The 18,817-nt window shown below is 52.6% G+C and carries 18 protein-coding genes; 12 read left to right on the top strand and 6 right to left on the bottom strand.

From position 1 onward, the window contains the following. Positions 1-155: 155 nt before the first annotated feature. Genes hemA through metW form a run of 8 tightly spaced genes read left to right on the top strand, consistent with a single transcriptional unit; the run spans position 156 to position 7,343 of the window. The gene (hemA, locus tag GOC95_RS12800) at positions 156-1,415 is read left to right on the top strand and encodes a glutamyl-tRNA reductase (RefSeq protein ID WP_275357559.1); all 1,260 of its coding nucleotides are present in this window, start codon (positions 156-158) and stop codon (positions 1,413-1,415) included. Positions 1,416-1,466: 51 nt separating this feature from the next. After that, positions 1,467-2,549 (top strand): peptide chain release factor 1, encoded by a 1,083-nt coding sequence (prfA, locus tag GOC95_RS12795; protein WP_194749604.1) that lies wholly within the window; start codon positions 1,467-1,469, stop codon positions 2,547-2,549. Between the two features lie 60 nt (positions 2,550-2,609). Next, on the top strand, positions 2,610-2,975 hold the full coding sequence (locus GOC95_RS12790; protein ID WP_275357558.1) for a GFA family protein: 366 nt from the start codon (positions 2,610-2,612) through the stop codon (positions 2,973-2,975). 17 nt (positions 2,976-2,992) lie between these two features. Further along, a complete protein-coding gene (locus GOC95_RS12785) occupies positions 2,993-3,841 on the top strand; it encodes a DNA alkylation repair protein (RefSeq protein WP_275357556.1) in 849 nt (282 codons plus the stop codon). Continuing rightward, positions 3,842-4,714 (top strand): peptide chain release factor N(5)-glutamine methyltransferase, encoded by an 873-nt coding sequence (gene prmC / locus GOC95_RS12780; RefSeq protein WP_275357554.1) that lies wholly within the window; start codon positions 3,842-3,844, stop codon positions 4,712-4,714. Between the two features lie 43 nt (positions 4,715-4,757). After that, the gene (locus GOC95_RS12775) at positions 4,758-5,561 is read left to right on the top strand and encodes a TIGR01458 family HAD-type hydrolase (RefSeq protein WP_194749608.1); all 804 of its coding nucleotides are present in this window, start codon (positions 4,758-4,760) and stop codon (positions 5,559-5,561) included. Between the two features lie 52 nt (positions 5,562-5,613). Continuing rightward, entirely contained in the window at positions 5,614-6,741 is a 1,128-nt protein-coding gene (locus tag GOC95_RS12770) for a homoserine O-acetyltransferase (RefSeq protein ID WP_275357551.1), read from the top strand. Next, positions 6,738-7,343 (top strand): methionine biosynthesis protein MetW, encoded by a 606-nt coding sequence (gene metW / locus GOC95_RS12765; protein WP_275357549.1) that lies wholly within the window; start codon positions 6,738-6,740, stop codon positions 7,341-7,343. The genes GOC95_RS12770 and metW overlap by 4 nt, the downstream gene beginning before the upstream one ends. A gap of 19 nt (positions 7,344-7,362) precedes the next feature. On the opposite strand, the gene GOC95_RS12760 is transcribed toward metW, so the two are convergent. Next, the gene (locus tag GOC95_RS12760) at positions 7,363-9,276 is read right to left on the bottom strand and encodes a sigma-54-dependent Fis family transcriptional regulator (protein WP_275357628.1); all 1,914 of its coding nucleotides are present in this window, start codon (positions 9,274-9,276) and stop codon (positions 7,363-7,365) included. A gap of 270 nt (positions 9,277-9,546) precedes the next feature. On the opposite strand from GOC95_RS12760, the gene GOC95_RS12755 reads away from it, so the two are divergent. From GOC95_RS12755 to GOC95_RS12745, 3 genes are all read left to right on the top strand, one after another. Next, the gene (locus tag GOC95_RS12755; RefSeq protein ID WP_194749611.1) at positions 9,547-11,415 is read left to right on the top strand and encodes a methanol/ethanol family PQQ-dependent dehydrogenase; all 1,869 of its coding nucleotides are present in this window, start codon (positions 9,547-9,549) and stop codon (positions 11,413-11,415) included. Between the two features lie 13 nt (positions 11,416-11,428). Then, positions 11,429-11,749 (top strand): c-type cytochrome, encoded by a 321-nt coding sequence (locus tag GOC95_RS12750; RefSeq protein ID WP_194749612.1) that lies wholly within the window; start codon positions 11,429-11,431, stop codon positions 11,747-11,749. A gap of 172 nt (positions 11,750-11,921) precedes the next feature. Then, complete coding sequence (locus GOC95_RS12745) at positions 11,922-13,166, top strand: AmpG family muropeptide MFS transporter (protein ID WP_275357547.1); 1,245 nt, start codon at positions 11,922-11,924, stop codon at positions 13,164-13,166. Between the two features lie 852 nt (positions 13,167-14,018). Here GOC95_RS12745 and GOC95_RS12740 read toward each other — a convergent pair. Next, the gene (locus tag GOC95_RS12740; RefSeq protein WP_275357545.1) at positions 14,019-14,792 is read right to left on the bottom strand and encodes an exodeoxyribonuclease III; all 774 of its coding nucleotides are present in this window, start codon (positions 14,790-14,792) and stop codon (positions 14,019-14,021) included. Between the two features lie 27 nt (positions 14,793-14,819). Here GOC95_RS12740 and pyrE point away from each other — a divergent pair, with 27 nt between their 5' ends. Next, positions 14,820-15,467, top strand: a complete 648-nt coding sequence (pyrE, locus tag GOC95_RS12735) for an orotate phosphoribosyltransferase (RefSeq protein ID WP_194749695.1) — start codon at positions 14,820-14,822, stop codon at positions 15,465-15,467. Between the two features lie 42 nt (positions 15,468-15,509). Here pyrE and GOC95_RS12730 read toward each other — a convergent pair whose 3' ends face one another. The 4 genes from GOC95_RS12730 to GOC95_RS12715 form a co-directional block, all read right to left on the bottom strand. Further along, the gene (locus tag GOC95_RS12730) at positions 15,510-15,899 is read right to left on the bottom strand and encodes a YidB family protein (RefSeq protein WP_275357543.1); all 390 of its coding nucleotides are present in this window, start codon (positions 15,897-15,899) and stop codon (positions 15,510-15,512) included. 170 nt (positions 15,900-16,069) lie between these two features. Further along, a complete protein-coding gene (locus GOC95_RS12725; RefSeq protein WP_275357541.1) occupies positions 16,070-17,155 on the bottom strand; it encodes a pseudouridine synthase in 1,086 nt (361 codons plus the stop codon). A 44-nt stretch (positions 17,156-17,199) separates the two neighbouring features. Further along, complete coding sequence (locus GOC95_RS12720; RefSeq protein WP_275357539.1) at positions 17,200-18,483, bottom strand: biosynthetic peptidoglycan transglycosylase; 1,284 nt, start codon at positions 18,481-18,483, stop codon at positions 17,200-17,202. Positions 18,484-18,495: 12 nt separating this feature from the next. Beyond that, complete coding sequence (locus GOC95_RS12715) at positions 18,496-18,810, bottom strand: NAD(P)H-dependent oxidoreductase subunit E (RefSeq protein WP_275357537.1); 315 nt, start codon at positions 18,808-18,810, stop codon at positions 18,496-18,498. Between the last annotated feature and the right edge of the window lie 7 nt (positions 18,811-18,817).

The raw sequence follows: 18,817 nt of genomic DNA, 5'->3' as shown, positions 1-18,817 counted from the left end.
ATTTTGTGACAAATTGACAGGATTCTTGCTTGCCGTCGCTGAATATAAGAAAATGTCGGCACTTTTGACATGGATGCCTCTCCAATTCGCCATGAACCACCTGCAAGCGCCCACGTGTTTCACTTTTGACCCTGTCCCGCAGGTAAAATAGCGCCATGCAACTGTATACCATTGGTGTCAACCACACCACCGCTCCCATTGCCATCCGCGAGAACGTTGCGTTTAACAACGAAACCTTGCCGCAAGCTCTGGCTGATCTGGCACGACACAATGTGGCAGAGGTGGCGATCTTATCCACCTGCAACCGCACCGAAATCTATGTGCAATCCATCCGGCCAGAAGTGGTGATTGATTGGCTGGCAGCGTATCACCGCCTGGAGGCAGACAAGTTGCTGCCTTACACCTACACCTTGAGCAGCCACGAGGCCGTCAAACACGCGTTCCGCGTGGCCAGCGGGCTGGATAGCATGGTGTTGGGCGAGGCGCAGATTCTGGGTCAATTCAAGCAATCGGTAAAAATTGCCCAGGACGCAGGCACCTTGGGTACCCTCTTGCACAAACTGTTTCAACGCACGTTTGAAGTGGCCAAAGAAGTACGCACCAACACCGATATCGGCGGCAGCTCGATCTCAATGGCCGCCGCAGCGGTCAAACTGGCACAACGGATTTTTGGTGACTTGAGTGGGCAACGCGTGCTGTTTATCGGCGCCGGTGAAATGATAGAGCTCTGTGCTGACCATTTTGCCGCGCAAAAACCGAAAAAAATCACTGTGGCAAACCGTACACTGGAGCGCGGCGAACAACTGGCAGACAAGATTCGCGGCCAGGGCCTTAATGTGCAGGCCATTTTACTCAACGACCTGCCAGAGCGTTTTCAGGAATTCGACATCGTCATCACCAGCACCGCCAGCCAGCTGCCGATTGTTGGCCTGGGCATGGTCGAGCGCGCTATTAAAGCGCGTAAACACAGACCGATGTTTATGGTAGACCTGGCCGTGCCGCGGGATATCGAGCCCGAAGTCTCGGCGCTCGATGACGTATTTTTGTACACCGTAGACGATTTGGCGCAAGTGGTCTCCGAAGGCCTGGGCAATCGCAAAGAAGCCGCGATAGATGCAGAAATGATCGTCAACGCACGCGTTGAACATTTTATGCAATGGCTCAAGCAGCGCGAAGCGGTGCCCACCATCAAAGCCCTGCGTGATCAAGTAGACAGCCTACGCAAGGCTGAGGTGGAAAAATCGCTCAAATTGCTGCAAAAAGGCGAGCCGCCCGAAAAAGTACTCGAACATCTCAGCAATGCACTGACCAACAAGTTTTTGCATGGCCCCAGCCACGCGCTCAACAACACTGAAGGCGATGCCCATGCGCACATGGAGCATCTGGTCAAACAACTTTTTCAGTTAAAAGAATAACTTTTTCAAGATATCGGCCTCCGCTGACGCTTTGAATTTTAGGGTCCCACAATGAAACCAAGCATGTTGCAAAAGCTCGCCAACCTAAGCGAGCGTCTCGAAGAACTCAACCGCCTACTCAGCAGCGAGGGCGTGACTGACAATATGGATAACTACCGTAAAATCATGCAGGAACATACGGAAATCACTCCGATTGTCGAGCAGTATCACGTCTACGCGCAAACCGAGTCTGACATCAAAGAGGCACATGCCATGCTGTCTGACCCTGAGATGAAAGAGTTTGCCCAGGAAGAAATCGAGACTGGCAAAAAACGTCTGGAAGAAGTGGCGCTCACCCTGCAAAAACTGCTGCTGCCTAAAGACCCCAACGATGACAAAAATATTTTCCTCGAAATCCGTGCCGGCACCGGCGGCGATGAGTCTGGCCTGTTTGCCGGTGACCTGTTCCGTATGTATTCGCGCTATGCCGACCGGCAGGGCTGGAAGGTAGAAGTGGTCTCTGCCAACGAAGGCGAGGTCGGCGGCTACAAAGAAATTATTGCCAAAATTATCGGCTACGGGGCATATTCAAAACTCAAATTCGAGTCCGGCGGCCACCGCGTACAGCGCGTGCCGGATACCGAAACACAAGGCCGGATTCACACTTCAGCCTGTACAGTCGCGATTCTGCCAGAAGTCGAAGAGGTGGGTGATGTTGAAATCAATCCCGCCGATATCCGTATCGACACCTTCCGCGCCTCAGGTGCAGGTGGTCAGCACATCAACAAAACCGACTCTGCGGTGCGGATCACCCACGCCCCCACCGGTATCGTAGTGGAATGTCAGGATGGCCGTAGCCAGCACGCCAACAAGGCGCAAGCCATGCAGGTGTTGGCCGCACGCATCAAAGCCAAGCAAGTCGATGAACAACAAAGCAAAATCGCCTCCGAGCGCCGCAACCTGATTGGTTCGGGTGACCGCTCAGAACGTATTCGCACTTACAACTACCCGCAAGGCCGCATTACCGACCACCGTATCAACCTGACACTGTATAAAATTGACGCGATTACCGAGGGCGATATGGATGAGTTGATTAATGCGCTGGCGACTGAATATCAGGCGGATTTGTTGGCGAGTTTGGGCGAAGACGCCTAATCGAAAAATATGGTGACAGCAACTCATCTCCACCATCGAGGCAGTTGCCTATGTGAAACGGTGCACTATGAAGTCAGAGGCGCACTGGGAGAACTGGTATATTGCCACTGCCAGCGTTGCCGCAAAGCCACCGGCTCTGCCTTTATTGCAGTTGCCCCTGTGCCCAAGGCCAACTTCACAATCACGCAGGGCGAGACGGCACTTAAAACTTACCGCAGTGAAGCAGGGGTTTGTCGTGTATTTTGCAGTCATTGTGGCTCGCCCATCATGGCTTACCGCGAGAGTGCACCCGATATCTTGCGACTTCGAATCGGGACCCTAGATACGCCGCTCCCCACTCAGGTATCAGCCCATATCTTTGTTGGCTCAAAAGCAGACTGGCATGAGATTCACGATGATGCGCCACAATATGTTGAGCGCCCGTGACTGAATCGTCCCCGCACATGACCCCATTTCGCATCCCTGTTGCGCCGCGTAGTATCCAGAAAGATAACCCAATCAAGTTTTTACTGGATACTGAAGCCGTCGACTGCTTGGCACATAATATCGGATTAGTGCATTCGGCTTTTGATGGACACTCATTCAAAAGCTTGGCGCTCACCAACATTGCAGCGCTGGGGATTATGGATCGCTCAGCGCATATTGCGGCGGCATTAAAAGCGACCTTACCCGCAAAGTTTTCCGAAGCCACGGACATTCTGCTCAGCACGCTAACGCCGCCGAATGTACACACCGAACGTCTCGGCTTGAGTGTGTTTTTTTACTTGCCGCATACACGCTTCATTGCCGACTACGGGCGTGATCCGCAACACAACGCGGGCGAAGATCCTTTTGACACGGCCATGCGTGCCCAATATGAATTGACGCGCCGCTTTACCGCCGAATTTTCGATCCGTCCGTTCCTGATGCATGATTTTGAGCGCACCTTGAATCAACTGACCTTGTGGCTAAACGACGCAGATCCGCATGTGCGCCGCTTATGCTCTGAAGGCTGTCGTCCCCGCTTGCCTTGGGGTGCGCGCATTCCCCAGTTGATTAAAGACCCCAGACCGACACTGCCTATTCTGGAAGCGCTGAAAAATGACCCCAGCCTGTATGTACGCCGCAGTGTTGCCAATCATCTAGGCGATATCGCAAAAGACCATCCAGCATTGGCATTTGAGGTATGTGAGCGCTGGCTGACTAATGCGGATAAAGACTTGAAATGGGTGATCCGCCATGCGGTGCGCCATCCTGCCAAGCAAGGCAACGCGCAAGCGCGTGCTATCCGGCTGGCTGCGGGAGGAAAATAAATGCTACCGACCATCCGCGCCTGCCTGGATGCTGCAAAAATCCAATTGATGCAAACCATCCCGGCTGACGAAGCCAGCATAGAAGCCCGCATGTTATTAATGGAGGTGCTCAAGGTGAACCATGCCTGGCTACTCGGTCATGCATTGGATTTGCTGGACACACAAAAACAAGCGGACTTTAAGGTCTTAATTGACCGCCGCCTAAAAGGGGAGCCCATCGCCCATATTTTGGGCTATCGGGAATTTTTCGGGCTCGCGCTCAGAGTGACGCCTGACACCTTGATCCCTCGACCAGATACTGAAACACTGGTAGAAGCGGCCTTGGAAAAAATCAACCAGCATGCGCGCGGCAAACCGCTTGAAGTGTTGGACCTGGGCACAGGAACCGGGGCTATCGCACTCGCGCTGGCCAAACATGGACCAGACTGCCAGGTGACTGCGGTGGATGCCTCTGAAGCGGCCTTGGCCGTCGCGAAAGACAACGCTTATGCGCTGGGCATTGAGAATACGCAGTTTGTGTTAAGCGACTGGTTTTCAACGCTGGCTCCCAAACCTTACCATGTGATTGTGAGCAATCCGCCCTATATCGAAGCGGACGACCCGCATCTACAACAAGGCGATTTGCGTTTTGAACCCTTATCGGCGCTGGCTTCAGGGGCAGACGGTTTGCAAGCGATCCGGCAGATTATTGCCCAGGCGCCTGGCTATTTGACTGAAAATGGCTGGCTCATGCTAGAGCACGGTTACAACCAGGCGGACGCCGTGCAATCACTCTTAAAAGCACAAGGTTTTGCAGAGATTGCAACGATGCATGATCTGGGTAATCAGCCCCGAGTCACGTCAGGAAAATGGCCACTAGCAAAACCAGTATGATTTTTGCTAGATTGAAAACAAAACCTTTATCTAAGGAGTTGTGATGCAGCCTATCCCTAATATTAAAGCCGTGCTATTTGACCTGGATGGCGTGTTGTATATCGGCAATCAAGTCATCAATGGCGCGATCGCGGCCGTGAAACAACTGCGCGAAGCGGGCATTGCGGTACGCTTTGTCACCAACACTAGCACGCTATCCTTAGCGTCCTTGCAATCCAAGCTGAATGCGTTGGGCTTCAATGTAGTGCCCGAAGAAATCATGAGTGCACCACAAGCGACCATCCAGTACCTCAAAAAGCAGCCGAACCCGGTCTGTAAATTATTGCTGGCAGACGATGTGAAAAAAGATTTTGCCTGTTTTGATCAATCAGAAACCGCTGCCAATTATGTGGTCATCGGCGATATTGGCGACCGCTGGTCTTACCAACTACTCAATGAAGTGTTTACCTGCCTGGTGAATGGCGCGCAGTTAATTGCCATCCATAAAAACCGCTTCTGGCAAACCGAGACCGGCTTGCAAATGGATATTGGCGCGTTTGTCACCGGGCTGGAGTACGCCAGCAATACCAAAGCCATGCTAATGGGCAAGCCTTCGCAGCATTTCTTTCATATGGCCATCGATGCTTTACGGCTAAAACCTTCGGAAGTGCTGATGATAGGCGATGATATTGATGCAGATATTGGCGGTGCGCAAGATGCAGGCTTGCATGGCATTCTGGTCAAAACTGGAAAATATCGCGAAACCTATACGCGCTTATCCGCCGTGGAGCCGGATGCGATGATTGCTTCAGTGGCAGATTTACCGGCATTGCTAGGCTGTTTTTCTGCCTCCGCCCATTCCTCCTGACCGGGTCAGCCCGGTCTCGCCGTTTCGGCATGCCGCATAGTATAATTGCGGCATGTTTGAATCGAATTCTGTTGGTATCGTTAAAGCGCAAGTTGCGCATTTCACCCGGCCGCTCACGCTTAAAAGCGGCGCCGTGTTGCCACAATACCATCTTGCTTATGAAACCTATGGTGAACTTAACGCGGCCAAAAGCAATGCCGTGTTGATTTGTCATGCCCTGTCTGGCAACCATCATGTGGCTGGCCGTTATACGCCAGAAGATAAATATCCTGGCTGGTGGGATAACCTGGTGGGTCCGGGCAAACCGCTGGATACCAACAAGTTTTTTGTGATCGGGTTGAATAATCTGGGCGGCTGTCATGGCAGTAGCGGCCCATCCAGCGTGGATCCGCTGACAGACAAGCCTTATAGCGCTACTTTTCCGGTCGTGACCGTAGAAGACTGGGTAGAGTCACAAGCGCGACTGTTAGATTACCTGGGTATTGACCAACTGGCGGCGGTGATTGGCGGCAGTCTGGGGGGCATGCAAGCGCTGCACTGGAACATTGTGTACCCCGAGCGTGTGCGGCATGCCTTTGTGATTGCCTCGGCGCCCAACCTGACCGCACAGAACATGGCGTTTAACGAAGTGGCACGCCAGGCGATTATCACTGACCCCGAGTTTTTTGACGGCGATTATTACAACCATGGCACCGTGCCGCGCCGTGGCTTGCGCATTGCCCGCATGCTGGGTCATATCACCTATCTGTCAGACGATGCCATGGGTGAAAAATTTGGCCGCAAACTGCGTCATGGCGATGTGAAGTACAGCTTTGATGTCGAGTTTGAAATGGAGTCTTACTTGCGCTATCAAGGCGACAAGTTTGCCGGCGAATTTGATGCCAACACCTATTTACGCATGACACGCGCGCTGGATTATTTTGACCCGGCGCTGGATTTTGAAGGCAATTTGAGCAAAGCGCTCAGCCGCGCCAAAGCCAAGTTTGTCGTCATCTCGTTTACCACCGACTGGCGTTTTTCGCCTGCACGTTCGCGCGAGATCGTCCAGGCCTTGCTGGATAACGCCTTGCCCGTGAAGTATGCCGAGGTCACCTCGGCCCATGGGCATGATGCCTTCTTGATGCCTGATGCGCATTACCATGCCATCATGCGCGCCTATTTGGAGCAAATCAAAGTATGACGAATGTAAATATTACCAATGTTCGCCCAGACTTTGCATTAATTACAAAATGGGTGCAAATAAAAGCCAAAGTGCTGGATTTAGGTTGCGCAGATGGCACGCTGCTCACGCACTTGCATCAAACGCTTGGCATTACAGGCTACGGCATTGAAAAAGACGATGCCAATTGGTTGGCAGCATTAAAAAATGGCGTGGATGTGATTCAAATGAACCTCGAAGAAGGCCTGTCCGGCTTTGAAGACCAGTCGTTTGATACAGTCATTTTGTCGCAAACCTTGCAGGCCATGCACAATACTGAAAGCATCGTGCATGAAATGCTGCGGGTAGGGCGCGAAATCATCGTCACCTTCCCCAATTTTGGCTATTGGCGCAACCGCCTGCAAATCACGCTGGGCAACATGCCGGTCTCCAAAAGCCTGCCCTACCAGTGGTATGACACACCCAACGTGCACCTATGCACCATCAACGACTTTGACCACTTTTGCCGCCAGCACAACATTCAAGTGATTGAGCGCAAGGTAATTACCGACGGCCAGGATATCCACGTCTTGCCCAATCTGCTGGGCAACCTGGCCATGTACCGCTTAAAACGCGCATCCTGACAACATCAAGCCAGCTATTTCAAGAAAGATTGAGCGCTTTTAAGCGCCGGTAAAGCGTATTTCTGCTTAACCCCAGCTGACGGGACACCGCTGAAATATTGCCGCCATGTTGCAACATGGCTTGCCGGATCGCTTCATCATTTTGCACTTTCAGACTGGCCGCTGGCAACGCGGTCATGCCGACCGCAGACGGTTCAGCATCTGCTTTTTTGGCATGCATTTCATCCAGAAAATCCTGCATCAAATGCTGGCGGCCAATGATCCCGCCATCCGCCAATGCCACGGCCGTGCGCAGTACATTATGCAACTGGCGTACATTACCCGGCCAGGGGTGGTCATTAAACAGCGCCACCACCTCTTCACTCAAGCTGGCTTGCGGCGCCTGTTCAATTTGCAGAATGACCTGAATCAACCTTGCCATATCCAGCCGCTCTCGCAGTGCTGGCAATTGCACACTGAGGCCATTGATGCGGTAATACAAATCACTGCGGAACTCGCCTGCAGCCACTTTATCTTTCAACTTCTGATTCGTCGCGCTGAGCAGCATAAAGTTGACCGGGATAGACTTGCTGCCGCCCAACGGCGTCACGCTGCGCTCTTGCAAGACGCGCAACAAGCGCGCTTGCAGTGACAATGGCATATCGCCAATCTCATCCAGAAACAAGGTGCCGCCATCCGCTTGCTGGATTTTGCCAAGATTGCCTTTACGCTTGGCACCTGTATAAGCGCCTTCTTCGTAGCCAAACAGTTCAGCTTCAATCAACCCTTCTGGCAAGGCCGCACAGTTGACGGCAATAAACGGCTTGTGGCGGCGCGCACTGGCATCGTGAATCGCGCGTGAAAATAATTCTTTACCGGCCCCGGTCTCGCCGAGGATCAGCACCGGGATGTCTTTGTCCAGCACTTGCTTCACTTGCGTGATCGCCAGCTTGAATTGCGGGTCGCCACTGTCCAGCAGCTCCAGACTGGCGGCAGACTCGCGCGGCGCCAGCGGAGGCATTTTTTTCGGAGCGGAAGGCGTCTGGCTCGCCGAGGCGCGGGCATATAACCGCGCGCCATTACGCAGATGCAGTGGAAACAGGACATCGGCATTTAAACCGCGCTGCTTGAACGCGATCCACGACTCGTCAAAAATATCTTCAAATGCAATGCGCCGCGCAGACAGGCTATCCTGGTCCAGCGGCAAACCAAACTGAAACTGACCACTGCGGTTGATCGTCTGTAGCTGGCCAGCCGCATCAAACAAAGCCACCCCTTCCCACAAGGTACCAATAAATTCTGGCCGCACATGAAAATGCACGGCGATTTCACCCTCTGCAGTGGCATGAAACAGCCGGTTTTCGACCATTTGTGCCGCCATTTTGACCAGGGCCAGCGTGTGCTGCTGCGGCGCATTAAGGTCGTTGGATACGTCCAGCGTCGCAACCAAATGGTTATTAGCAGCAAAGATCGGCACGGCGGAACAACTGAGTGAATGATGATAGGCCATGAAGTGCTCAGCCCCCTGCACACTGATGGCCAGGCGCTCTACCAGCGCAGTGCCTATGGCATTGGTGCCCCGGTGTTCTTCGCTCCACGACGCGCCAGGCAATAATGAGGCGCGGATCTGATTTTCATCCACGCCTTCACCCATGGTGCGCAAAATCACCCCTTCGTTATCGGTCAAAATCACCAGGCTACGCGTATGGGCGATTTGCTCACTCAAGGTGATCATTTCCGGTTCAGCTTGCGCCAATAACAGGCGGTTTTTCTCCAGCCGCTGCGCCAATTCCTGGGCAGTGATAATCTGGTCTTCTGCCGGGGCTTGCTCATCCACGCCTTTGACCATACACCGCCGCCAGGAGCGGGCAATCGCTTCGGCAATCGCGCGCTGATCATCACGCAAGCCAACTTGCGGCAGGGGAGTGGAGGAGGGGGAATACTTGTTGGGCATGGAAAACTGAACACCTGTCACGTCGGATTGAACAACTGTACCAGTATGACACAGTCGTGAACAGTACAGGCTATCTTGCACAGAATCTCGAGCATTGATCATACTTTTATAACCTACTGATTTTAATATATTTTTTAAAAATTTCCAAAAGATGATTGCGGTTGGCACACGCATTGCAATGACTGATCAAGCCGTCACAAAAGAAGCATTTGTTAACGGCGTGTCAACACAACTCATCCAGCTTCAAAGCAACCATTTTGGAGGTTATTTATGCAACAACGTATCAAGCTTGCCATCAGCGCATTACTGTTAGGCAGCATCAGCACCAGCGTATGGGCAGATGCTGAACTGGACACTTTAATGAAAGATGACAATCAGTGGGCCATGCAGCGTAAAGACTACGCGAATCAGGGCTATAGCCGCTTGTCACAAATCAACAAAGGTAATGTCAAACAATTGAAAATGGCCTGGTCGTTTGCCACTGGTGTGAACCGCGGTCACGAAGGTGCACCGCTGGTCATCGGCAATACCATGTTTATCCACACCGCATTCCCTAACAACGTGTATGCGCTGGACTTGAACGATGACCAGAAAATTCTGTGGTCTTATTTCCCTAAACAAAGCCCGGATGTGCAATCCGTCATGTGTTGCGACAACGTGAACAAAGGCTTGGGCTACGGTGACGGCAAGATTCTGCTGCAACAGAATAATGGCGTACTGGTCGCTCTGGATGCAAAAACAGGGGCCAAGGTTTGGGAAGTAACTGTCAACGACCCAAGAACAGGCGCGGCCAACACCAACGCTCCACACGTGTTTAAAGATAAAGTAATCACTGGCTGTTCAGGCGGTGAATTCGGTGTACGTTGCCATATCAGTGCTTACAACATCAAAGATGGCAGCCTGATCTGGAAAGCCTACAGCACCGGTCCAGACAGCGAAGTGATGATTGGACCAGACTTCAACAAGGAAAACCCACACTACAGCGCACTGTCTCTCTACGAAGACGTGAATGGCGGTAACAAAATGGGTGGTTCCTTCAAGAATCTGGACAAAGCACAACTGAAATTTCCAGAAGCCAACCTGGGTGTACGCACCTGGCTCAAACCACAACAGCAGAAAGATGGCTGGCAAAATGGCGGCGGCCCAACATGGGGTTGGTATTCTTACGATCCAAAATTGAACCTGATGTACTACGGCAGCGGTAACCCAGGTACCTGGAACCCAGACGTACGTCCAGGCGACAACAAATGGTCGATGACGATTTTTGCCCGTGACCTCGATACCGGCTTGGCACGCTGGGGCTACCAGATGACGCCACACGACGAGTGGGATTATGACGGCATGAACGAAATCGTGTTGTGGGAAGCAAACGGCAAGCAATTGGCCACCCACTTTGACCGTAACGGTTTTGGCTATACCTTTGACCGCACCAACGGCACGCTGCTGGTCGCTGAAAAAATGCACCCGTTCGTCAACTGGGCAACCAAGATTGATCTGAAAACCGGTATTCCGGTCAAGGATCCAAAATACTCTACGCACCAGGATTACAACGCAAAAGGCGTTTGCCCTTCTGCACTGGGTGTTAAAGACGAACAACCGTCCGCGTTTTCACCGAAAACCAAAACGTTCTATGTCCCGCTTAACCACGTGTGCATGACCTATGAGCCAGTTGAATCGAAATATGTGGCCGGTCAACCTTGGGTAGGGGCGACATTGACCATGTTTGCCGGTCCAGACGGCGTGATGGGTGGCTTTATGGCTTGGGATGGCCTCAAAGGCAAAGCTCAGTGGTACAACAAGGAGAAATTCTCTGCTTGGGGTGGCGCACTGGTCACCGCGTCTGATCTGGTCTTCTACGGCACACTGGACCGTTGGGTGAAAGCACTGGATGCCAAAACCGGTAAAGAACTGTGGAAATTCCAGGTAGGTTCCGGCGTGGTCGGCAACATGATCACCTACGGTCACAAAGGCAAACAATACGTCGGCGTACTGTCTGGCATTGGCGGTTGGGCGGCCGTGGCGATGAACCTGGGCTTAACCAATGATACCGATGGCTTGGGTGCTGCCGGTGGTTACAAGGAACTGACTAAATACAACGCCGCACCTGGTGGTGGCGCCATGAATGTATTCAGCTTATAAGAGAGGAAACCGCATGCAATTGTTTAACCAAACCTTGCTCGCCACGGCCTTGCTGGCTGCCACAGCCTCTGCCATTGCAGGGAGTGGCGCCGAGGCCTTGGCTCAAAAAAGCGGCTGCTTGCTTTGCCATGGCATCGACAAAAAAGTCGTTGGCCCGGCTTACAAAGAAGTCGCCGCCAAATACAAAGGTGATAAAACCGCTGAAGCCAAGCTGATCCAGAAGGTGAAGGCTGGTGGCAGCGGGGTATGGGGTGAAATGCCCATGCCACCGAACAGCCCACAAGTGAAGGACGAAGATATCAAGACCATCGTCCAGTGGGTGTTGAGTTTGTAGTTCCCCTGCGAAATAAGGCGTCAGTGGCCTGTGCAATATGGATGATTCACTTGCCCACTGACGTCCTGTTTCCAACCGTTTTACCATTGATCTCCGAGTGTGCCAACCCGCAAGGGTTGGCTTTTTTTTGCCGCCGAATTAGCCAAGCCTTAAAAGCGTTTACAATGCGGGCATGACGATCTCGCAAACCCTGTTTACACGCCGCATGCTGATGTGTTTCGCCCTAGGCTTCAGTTCTGGCCTCCCCCTGTATCTTTTGCTGCAACTGTTGCCTGCCTGGTTACGTAGCGAAGGCCTCAATCTCAAAACCATCGCCGCCTTTGCCTTTATGCAACTGCCCTATACCTGGAAGTTTTTGTGGTCACCCTTGATGGACCGCTATAGCTTGTTACAAGCGCTGGGCCGCCGCCGTAGCTGGATACTGGGCACTCAATTCGCGCTGCTTGCCAGTATTGTGGGCCTGGGCATGTTCCAGCCGCAGCAAGAAATCAGCATGGTCGCCCTGCTAGCGACACTGGTAGCGCTATTTTCGGCCAGTCAGGATATCGTCATTGATGCCTACCGCCGCGAAACACTGAGCGATGAAGAGCTGGGTTTGGGCAACAGCCTGTATGTCAACGCCTATCGGATTGCTGGCTTGGTTCCTGGCTCGCTGGCCCTGATTCTGGCAGACCATCTGGCCTGGTCGCAGGTATTTTTGGTCGTTGGCCTTTTTATGCTGCCCGGTATCGGCTTTACACTGTGGGCGCAAGAACCCGTGATGGCCAGCGCGCCCAAAACCTTGCTCGCTTCCGTGATTGAACCTTTCAAGGAGTTTATCCATCGTAGCGGCTGGCAGCATGCGCTGTGGGTGTTGCTATTTATCTTGCTTTATAAGCTGGGCGACAGCATGGCCACCGCACTCGCGACGCCGTTTTATATTGACATGGGCTTCAGCAAAACCGATATCGGCGCCATTGCCAAAGGCAGCGGCCTGGTCATGCAAATCGCCGGTGCCTTCGTTGGCGGCATCTGGATGCTTAAATTGGGCATTAACCGCGGTTTATGGACCTTTGGAGTCGTGCAGGCACTCTCCATCCTGGGGTTCGCCTGGCTCGCGGGCAGCGGCCCCTTTACCGAGATCGATGCCCCAGAACGCAGCATGCTTGCGATTGTGATCGGCTTTGAAGCCTTTGGCGTTGGCTTGGGCACCGCGGCTTATGTGGCCTACATGGCACGCGAAACCAACCCCGCCTATACCGCAACCCAGCTCGCCTTGTTTACCAGCCTATCCGCCGTACCGCGCTCCGTTTTTAATGCTCTGACTGGTGGCATGGTGGAGGCACTGGGATGGCAGCAGTTTTTTTATGTATGCACTTTGCTGGCAATCCCGGGGATGTTGCTGCTGTTTAAGGTAGCACCTTGGCGGGAAAAATAGGTTTCTCGCAGACAAATATGTTTCTTTTCGACTCTTGACGAGTTACTTTTCTTTGCTTGCACAGGCTGTGATTTACTTTTGAGTGCGCTTTGGGATTTTGGAAGGGTCTATTTCGCCTTTAGGCGACCATTCTTTGTTATGCTTTTCCATAAGAAAGAAGGCAAAGAACAAGACACCCTAGCTTCCGCTTCATTCCTGCGTTGCTCGCCAAAACAAGCGGTCACGAAACTCGACCTGGCAGCTCACAAAATACGTGGGCTGCTGCGGGACTCGAACAGTCGCTCCCTTCTTCCTTGTTTTGGCTGCGCTACTCGGTGCGGCAGATAGGGGCCCGAAAACCCATCAGCGCCACCGTTTGTGGGCTAAAAAGAAAAGAATTTGAGTTTTTGAACGGTCCAAATTTCAATAGTGTGAGTTTGGCGAGATGAATCCCATTCCATCACGCTGAGTAGCGGAGACGAAGTGGGGCATGTCGGCCATCGGCTGTTTGAGTTCCGCAACAGCTCACGTTTTGTGTGAGCTGTCAGGGCGAGTTGTGACCGCTTACTTTGTTGATAACTAAGACTGCGAAGCAGTCTGTTACGGCGTAGGCTAACTTGCGCAGCAATGTTAAGCGTAGCGGCCGTAGCCAACAACGCAAGGAAGCCAAAGGCCGTGATGGCTGGGTGCCCTCTTCTTTGGTTACTTTCTGTAGGGCAAGCAACAGAAAGTAACTCGCCTAGAGGCGAAACAAACTCTTCATGCATTCGGCATCATATTAACAAAGTACTCACTAGAGCACTTGGATTCCGACCTACGTCAGAATGACAGAACGCACTATCCCAGCAAGCTAAAAAGAACAACCTTGCTTACTCAATCCGCATAATCCACAATCAAAGGTGCATGGTCACTAAACCGTTCCGCCTTATACACGCTCGCCGCAGTCACTTTTGCACCCAATGCTGGCGTTGCCAGCTGGTAATCAATGCGCCAACCCACATTCTTGGCCCAAGCCTGCCCACGGTTACTCCACCAGGTGTAGCACGCATCGGTGGTGTCAGGATACAGCGTCCGATAAGTGTCAACCCAGCCGACACGTTGCAACACATCCCCCATCCAGGCGCGCTCTTCTGGCAAAAAGCCGGAATTCTTTTTATTGCCTTTCCAGTTTTTGAGGTCAATTTCCTGATGGGCAATATTCCAGTCGCCGCAAATTACGACCTCACGGCCACAGGCAATCAACTGCTCCAGATGCGGCAAAAATTTTGCCATCACGGCAAATTTGAATTGCTGCCGCTCTTCGCCGCTAGAGCCGCTCGGCAGGTATAAAGACACCACGCTTAGATTGCCGTACTGACATTCCAGATAGCGCCCTTCAGCGTCTATTTCGGCATGGCCCAAGCCAATAATCACCTTATCTGCAGGCTGCTTGCTGTAAATCCCCACACCGCTGTAACCTTTTTTCTCGGCATAATGAAAATAGCCGTGGTAACCAGGCGGCTGCAGCATGTCAGGCTGCATGTCACCTGCCTGGGCTTTGAGCTCCTGTAAACACACAATCTCGCCGCCACTATTCGCCATCCAAGGCAAAAAGCCTTTGTTGCAGGCTGACCGTATGCCATTGAGGTTCAAGGTTATAATACGCATTGTTTAAATACTTTCTGCTTTTTTAAAATGACTGCCAACACACTCAGTGCCGATTTTATTGCTTTTTCCATCCACAAACAGGTATTGCGCTTTGGTGAATTTAAAACCAAAGCCGGCCGCTTGAGCCCATATTTTTTTAATGCTGGCCTGTTTGATGACGGCGAGAGCATGCTCAAACTGGGTGAGTTTTATGCAAACAGCATTCTACAGTCTGGCTTGCAATTCGACATGCTGTTTGGGCCAGCTTATAAAGGCATTCCGCTGGTGACCGCGATCAGCATTGCATTTGCACGTCTGGGCCATAATTATCCGTATGCGTATAACCGCAAAGAAGCCAAGGACCATGGCGAAGGCGGGACGTTGGTCGGGGCTGCATTGAACGGCCGTGTGCTGATTATTGATGACGTGATTTCTGCGGGCACTTCTATCCGGGAGTCTGTTGAACTCATCCGCAAAGCGGGAGCCACGCCTTGTGCAGTGAGCATCGCCCTAGATCGCCAGGAAAAGGGGCTAGGGGAGTTGTCTGCCGTGCAGGAGGTTGAACAAACCAACCAGATGCCAGTGGTCAGTATTGCCAAACTGGCTGACCTGTTTGCCTATTTGCAAGGCAACGAAAAACTGGCGCAGTACTTTCCAGCCATCGAAGCGTACCGCGCACAATATTGCGTACGCTAAGCCGGCGGATCCCACTAAAAAGCGAGCATCGGCTCGCTTTTTTTATTTCAGCATGCCCATCAAGCGCGACATGATAAGTGCCGGATTATTCTCCACCACACCATTCGGCGTTAATTGATTCACCACATCGGGTAAATGTTCGGCAATTTTGCTACTCAGCTCATCGGTCGTCATATTCAACTTACCGGCGATCCCGCTCAATACTGCAGTACCCAAGGCAGCCCCGACTTGCTGAGCACTCACATTCAAATTCGCCCCTGTGCCTACCCACGAATCAACCTGCTCGCTCAAGCCGCCGTTTTTCAGCGTTTGCAAAATGCCAGGCAAGCCACCGTATTGTTGAAATAGCTCCATCGCCAGTTTTGCCAATGGACCTTTATCACCCATGACCTTGTTCACCATGGCACCAGCGACGCTATCGAATAATCCCATTCTGGGCTGCTCCTAGTTTATTGTCCAAATAGTTCTTCTTTTATTGCACCCAGGCAACGATTACCCCGCCTGGATCCGCTCTAGGCCGGAACGACAGATCCCAAGAGCTAATCAATCTGCTTTAATAACTATCTTAGAAGTAGATTGTTTACCGATTCAGAAAAGACCAATCAAAAACGCTCATGCTCGCCCAAATAACGCCATTGTCCCGGCGGTAACTTACCCAAGTTGATACTGCCTATGCGAATCCGTTTTAAGCCGACGACGTGCAATCCCACCAGTTCACACATGCGTCGAATCTGGCGCTTACGCCCCTCACGTAACACAAATCGCAGTTGATCTTCATTTTGCCAGGAAACTTTGGCAGGTTTTAACTGCACCCCATCCAGACTTAGGCCATGATTCAACAAAGCCAGGCCATTGGCACTGAGCTGACCTTCAACCCGCACCAAGTATTCTTTTTCAACGCTGGAGTCATCCCCGATCAGCTTGCGCGCAACGCGGCCATCTTGTGTGAGTACGAGCAGTCCGGTGGAGTCAATATCCAGCCGCCCGGCGGGGGCCAAGCCACGCAAATGGCCTCGCTTGAAGTGGATACCGCTGCTATCTTCGGGCCATTGATTGTCTGGATTGACCAATACCACTGCTGGTTCATAGCCATCTTCAGCCTGGCCGCTGACGTAACCCACTGGTTTGTGTAGCAGAATGGTGACGGTTTCGGCCTGATGCTCCTTGGCATAGGCACTGATAATAATCTCGGCCGCTGGGTCAATGCGGGTGCCCAAGGTTTCAATGATTTCACCATTGACCTTGACCCAACCGTTCACGATCCAGTCGTCGGCTTCGCGACGTGAGCACAAGCCGCGGTCGGCCATCACTTTGGACAAGCGAGGCTGCTGGTCAATGGCAGCGGGCGCAGGGGCTGACGGGCGAGGGGGGCGGTCATCGGTTTTTGCCATGCGTGGACGCTGCTGTTCGCGGTTGTATTGTCGACGGCCGTCGTTGGCGGAGGGTGAGCGTCTCTCTTTTTGTTCGGGTTTACCATCAAATGCACGTGGCTTTTTATCACGCACGGCTTTTTCTTTGCGTGCGGGTTGCGCTTGTGCGTCGCGCGCTTGTGGCTCGGCAGCAGCGCGTTCTTTTTTGACAGGGGGCGCTTTGCTGCGGTCACGCAGCTCGGGTGAAAGTGGCCGCACCGGCTTTTCTCGTTTTTGTTCTGTGGGCGCGGGAGATTTATTGAGTTTGAGCGTAGACAAAGTAGTCGTCTCACCATAGAAAATGAATAAGACGCTATTGTAATTTATTTGACTGGCAGCGGACGAAAATTCAGGGTGCCAGGCTGTTTGCGGGCACTTTCCGGCATATAGTGCAAAATACTTTCAGCACGCGACAATACGGGGTTTCTGGCAATAAACTGTTGTTTCCAGGCACGGTGCGGGTTGCGGATGATGCCCGCCAGCCAGGCGGCCTGAATCGGATTCATCTTGGCAGGCTCCAGGCCAAAATAATAGTTGGCCGCTGCGTGTGCACCACACAGCCCCGGGCCCCAATCCACCGTATTCAGATACAAATTAAGAATTTGTGTTTTATTTAAAGTGTGTTCGAGCTGCACCGCGTAGAGCAATTCTTCAATTTTACGCTTCCAGGTCCGTTCACCATTGGTGAACATGTATTTCACGACCTGCTGGGTGATGGTGCTGCCGCCCACCGCTTTATCCGTGCTTTCCTTGCCTAAGAGCTGCCGCATTTGCGTGAGCACATAGCCGGGATGGTGCCTGAACTCGGCATCCTCGGCGATGATTACCGCCATCGGCAGCCAATGCCCCATGTTTTCATAACTGAGCCAGTGGACTTTTTCAGGATGTTTTTGCTCATCAAGCAAGGGGCAATCATACTGCACCGTCGACGCTGTGACTTTGCTGAGATCAAGCCCTGTCACTTGCAGCTGTTCAAGCTGAGGTTGTGCACTCCAGCTCTGCTTGGGCCAGCGCAGGGTGCCGCTGGCGCTAAGAATGCCTGAGACATGCGCCTGCGCGATGCTGGAGGAATGACTGGCCAAAGGCGCCAGCAAGCTCGCTAAGGGGGTAGCAGGCAGCGTCCAGTTAAGCTTTAAGGCGTGCATGGTGACTTTGCCTTCAAAGTTAATTTTGAAGGCGGGCGTGGGCACTGCTGAAGGGGCATTGGGGAGCGCTGAGGACTGCGCAACCAGGTGTCCGCGAAGTTGCTGGCCATTCAGCTTGAGCCATAACTCGACACTTTCCAGCATCAGGGGCTTATCACTCACCGATTTAGCGATTAACCAGCATTGCTGGCAGTGGACACGCAAGCCGTCTGCATCATACAAGCGGATCTGGCCATGGTGCAGGCTAAATGCCTTGTGGTCCAGCCACCAGCGGCCAACTGGCGAGGTCGCCAGCATGAACAGCGGCAACACACGGACCTGAACGCCACTGCCTATCGGCAGCTTTATTCGCCAGGCAGTTTTATCATAGGGCTGCCAAATCCAGGCAGTGACGGCGAGCGTTGTCAGCAGGACAGCTGCCAAGAGCGTGAGTAACAGGCGTTTGCACCAGAGTCTGACCATGTTGAGCAATGCTTAGACCACCAGGCGCTCCACAACCTTGCCTTGCTGCAGATGACTTTCGATGATGTCGTCAATATCGCTTTCATCGACAAAGGTATACCAGACCGCATCTGGATAGACGACCATGACCGGGCCAACGCCACAACGGTCCAGGCAACCGGCACGGTTAATCCGCACTTTGCCAGCCCCAGCCAAGCCTTGCTGTTTGACCCGCTTTTTCATGTAATCAAAAGCCGCTTCGGCACCTTTGTTCATACAACAGTCTTCACCGTTTTCACGCTGGTTCAGGCAGAAAAAGACATGGTATTGAAAGTGGCTTGGAGTCATCTAAATT

It is taken from the genome of Methylophilus sp. YYY-1, assembly GCF_029132825.1.
GTDB lineage: Bacteria > Pseudomonadota > Gammaproteobacteria > Burkholderiales > Methylophilaceae > Methylophilus > Methylophilus glucosoxydans.
This window is presented reverse-complemented; position numbering and strand designations above follow the sequence as displayed.

What these genes read in the sequence shown, in the direction of transcription:
- hemA (WP_275357559.1), top strand. Translation starts at nt 156, where the DNA reads ATGCAACTGTATACCATTGGTGTCAACCACACCACCGCTCCCATTGCC.
- prfA (WP_194749604.1), top strand. Translation starts at nt 1,467, where the DNA reads ATGAAACCAAGCATGTTGCAAAAGCTCGCCAACCTAAGCGAGCGTCTC.
- GOC95_RS12785 (WP_275357556.1), top strand. Translation starts at nt 2,993, where the DNA reads ATGACCCCATTTCGCATCCCTGTTGCGCCGCGTAGTATCCAGAAAGAT.
- prmC (WP_275357554.1), top strand. Translation starts at nt 3,842, where the DNA reads ATGCTACCGACCATCCGCGCCTGCCTGGATGCTGCAAAAATCCAATTG.
- GOC95_RS12775 (WP_194749608.1), top strand. Translation starts at nt 4,758, where the DNA reads ATGCAGCCTATCCCTAATATTAAAGCCGTGCTATTTGACCTGGATGGC.
- GOC95_RS12770 (WP_275357551.1), top strand. Translation starts at nt 5,614, where the DNA reads ATGTTTGAATCGAATTCTGTTGGTATCGTTAAAGCGCAAGTTGCGCAT.
- metW (WP_275357549.1), top strand. Translation starts at nt 6,738, where the DNA reads ATGACGAATGTAAATATTACCAATGTTCGCCCAGACTTTGCATTAATT.
- GOC95_RS12760 (WP_275357628.1), bottom strand. Translation starts at nt 9,276, where the DNA reads ATGCCCAACAAGTATTCCCCCTCCTCCACTCCCCTGCCGCAAGTTGGC.
- GOC95_RS12755 (WP_194749611.1), top strand. Translation starts at nt 9,547, where the DNA reads ATGCAACAACGTATCAAGCTTGCCATCAGCGCATTACTGTTAGGCAGC.
- GOC95_RS12750 (WP_194749612.1), top strand. Translation starts at nt 11,429, where the DNA reads ATGCAATTGTTTAACCAAACCTTGCTCGCCACGGCCTTGCTGGCTGCC.
- GOC95_RS12745 (WP_275357547.1), top strand. Translation starts at nt 11,922, where the DNA reads ATGACGATCTCGCAAACCCTGTTTACACGCCGCATGCTGATGTGTTTC.
- GOC95_RS12740 (WP_275357545.1), bottom strand. Translation starts at nt 14,792, where the DNA reads ATGCGTATTATAACCTTGAACCTCAATGGCATACGGTCAGCCTGCAAC.
- pyrE (WP_194749695.1), top strand. Translation starts at nt 14,820, where the DNA reads ATGACTGCCAACACACTCAGTGCCGATTTTATTGCTTTTTCCATCCAC.
- GOC95_RS12730 (WP_275357543.1), bottom strand. Translation starts at nt 15,899, where the DNA reads ATGGGATTATTCGATAGCGTCGCTGGTGCCATGGTGAACAAGGTCATG.
- GOC95_RS12720 (WP_275357539.1), bottom strand. Translation starts at nt 18,483, where the DNA reads ATGGTCAGACTCTGGTGCAAACGCCTGTTACTCACGCTCTTGGCAGCT.
- GOC95_RS12715 (WP_275357537.1), bottom strand. Translation starts at nt 18,810, where the DNA reads ATGACTCCAAGCCACTTTCAATACCATGTCTTTTTCTGCCTGAACCAG.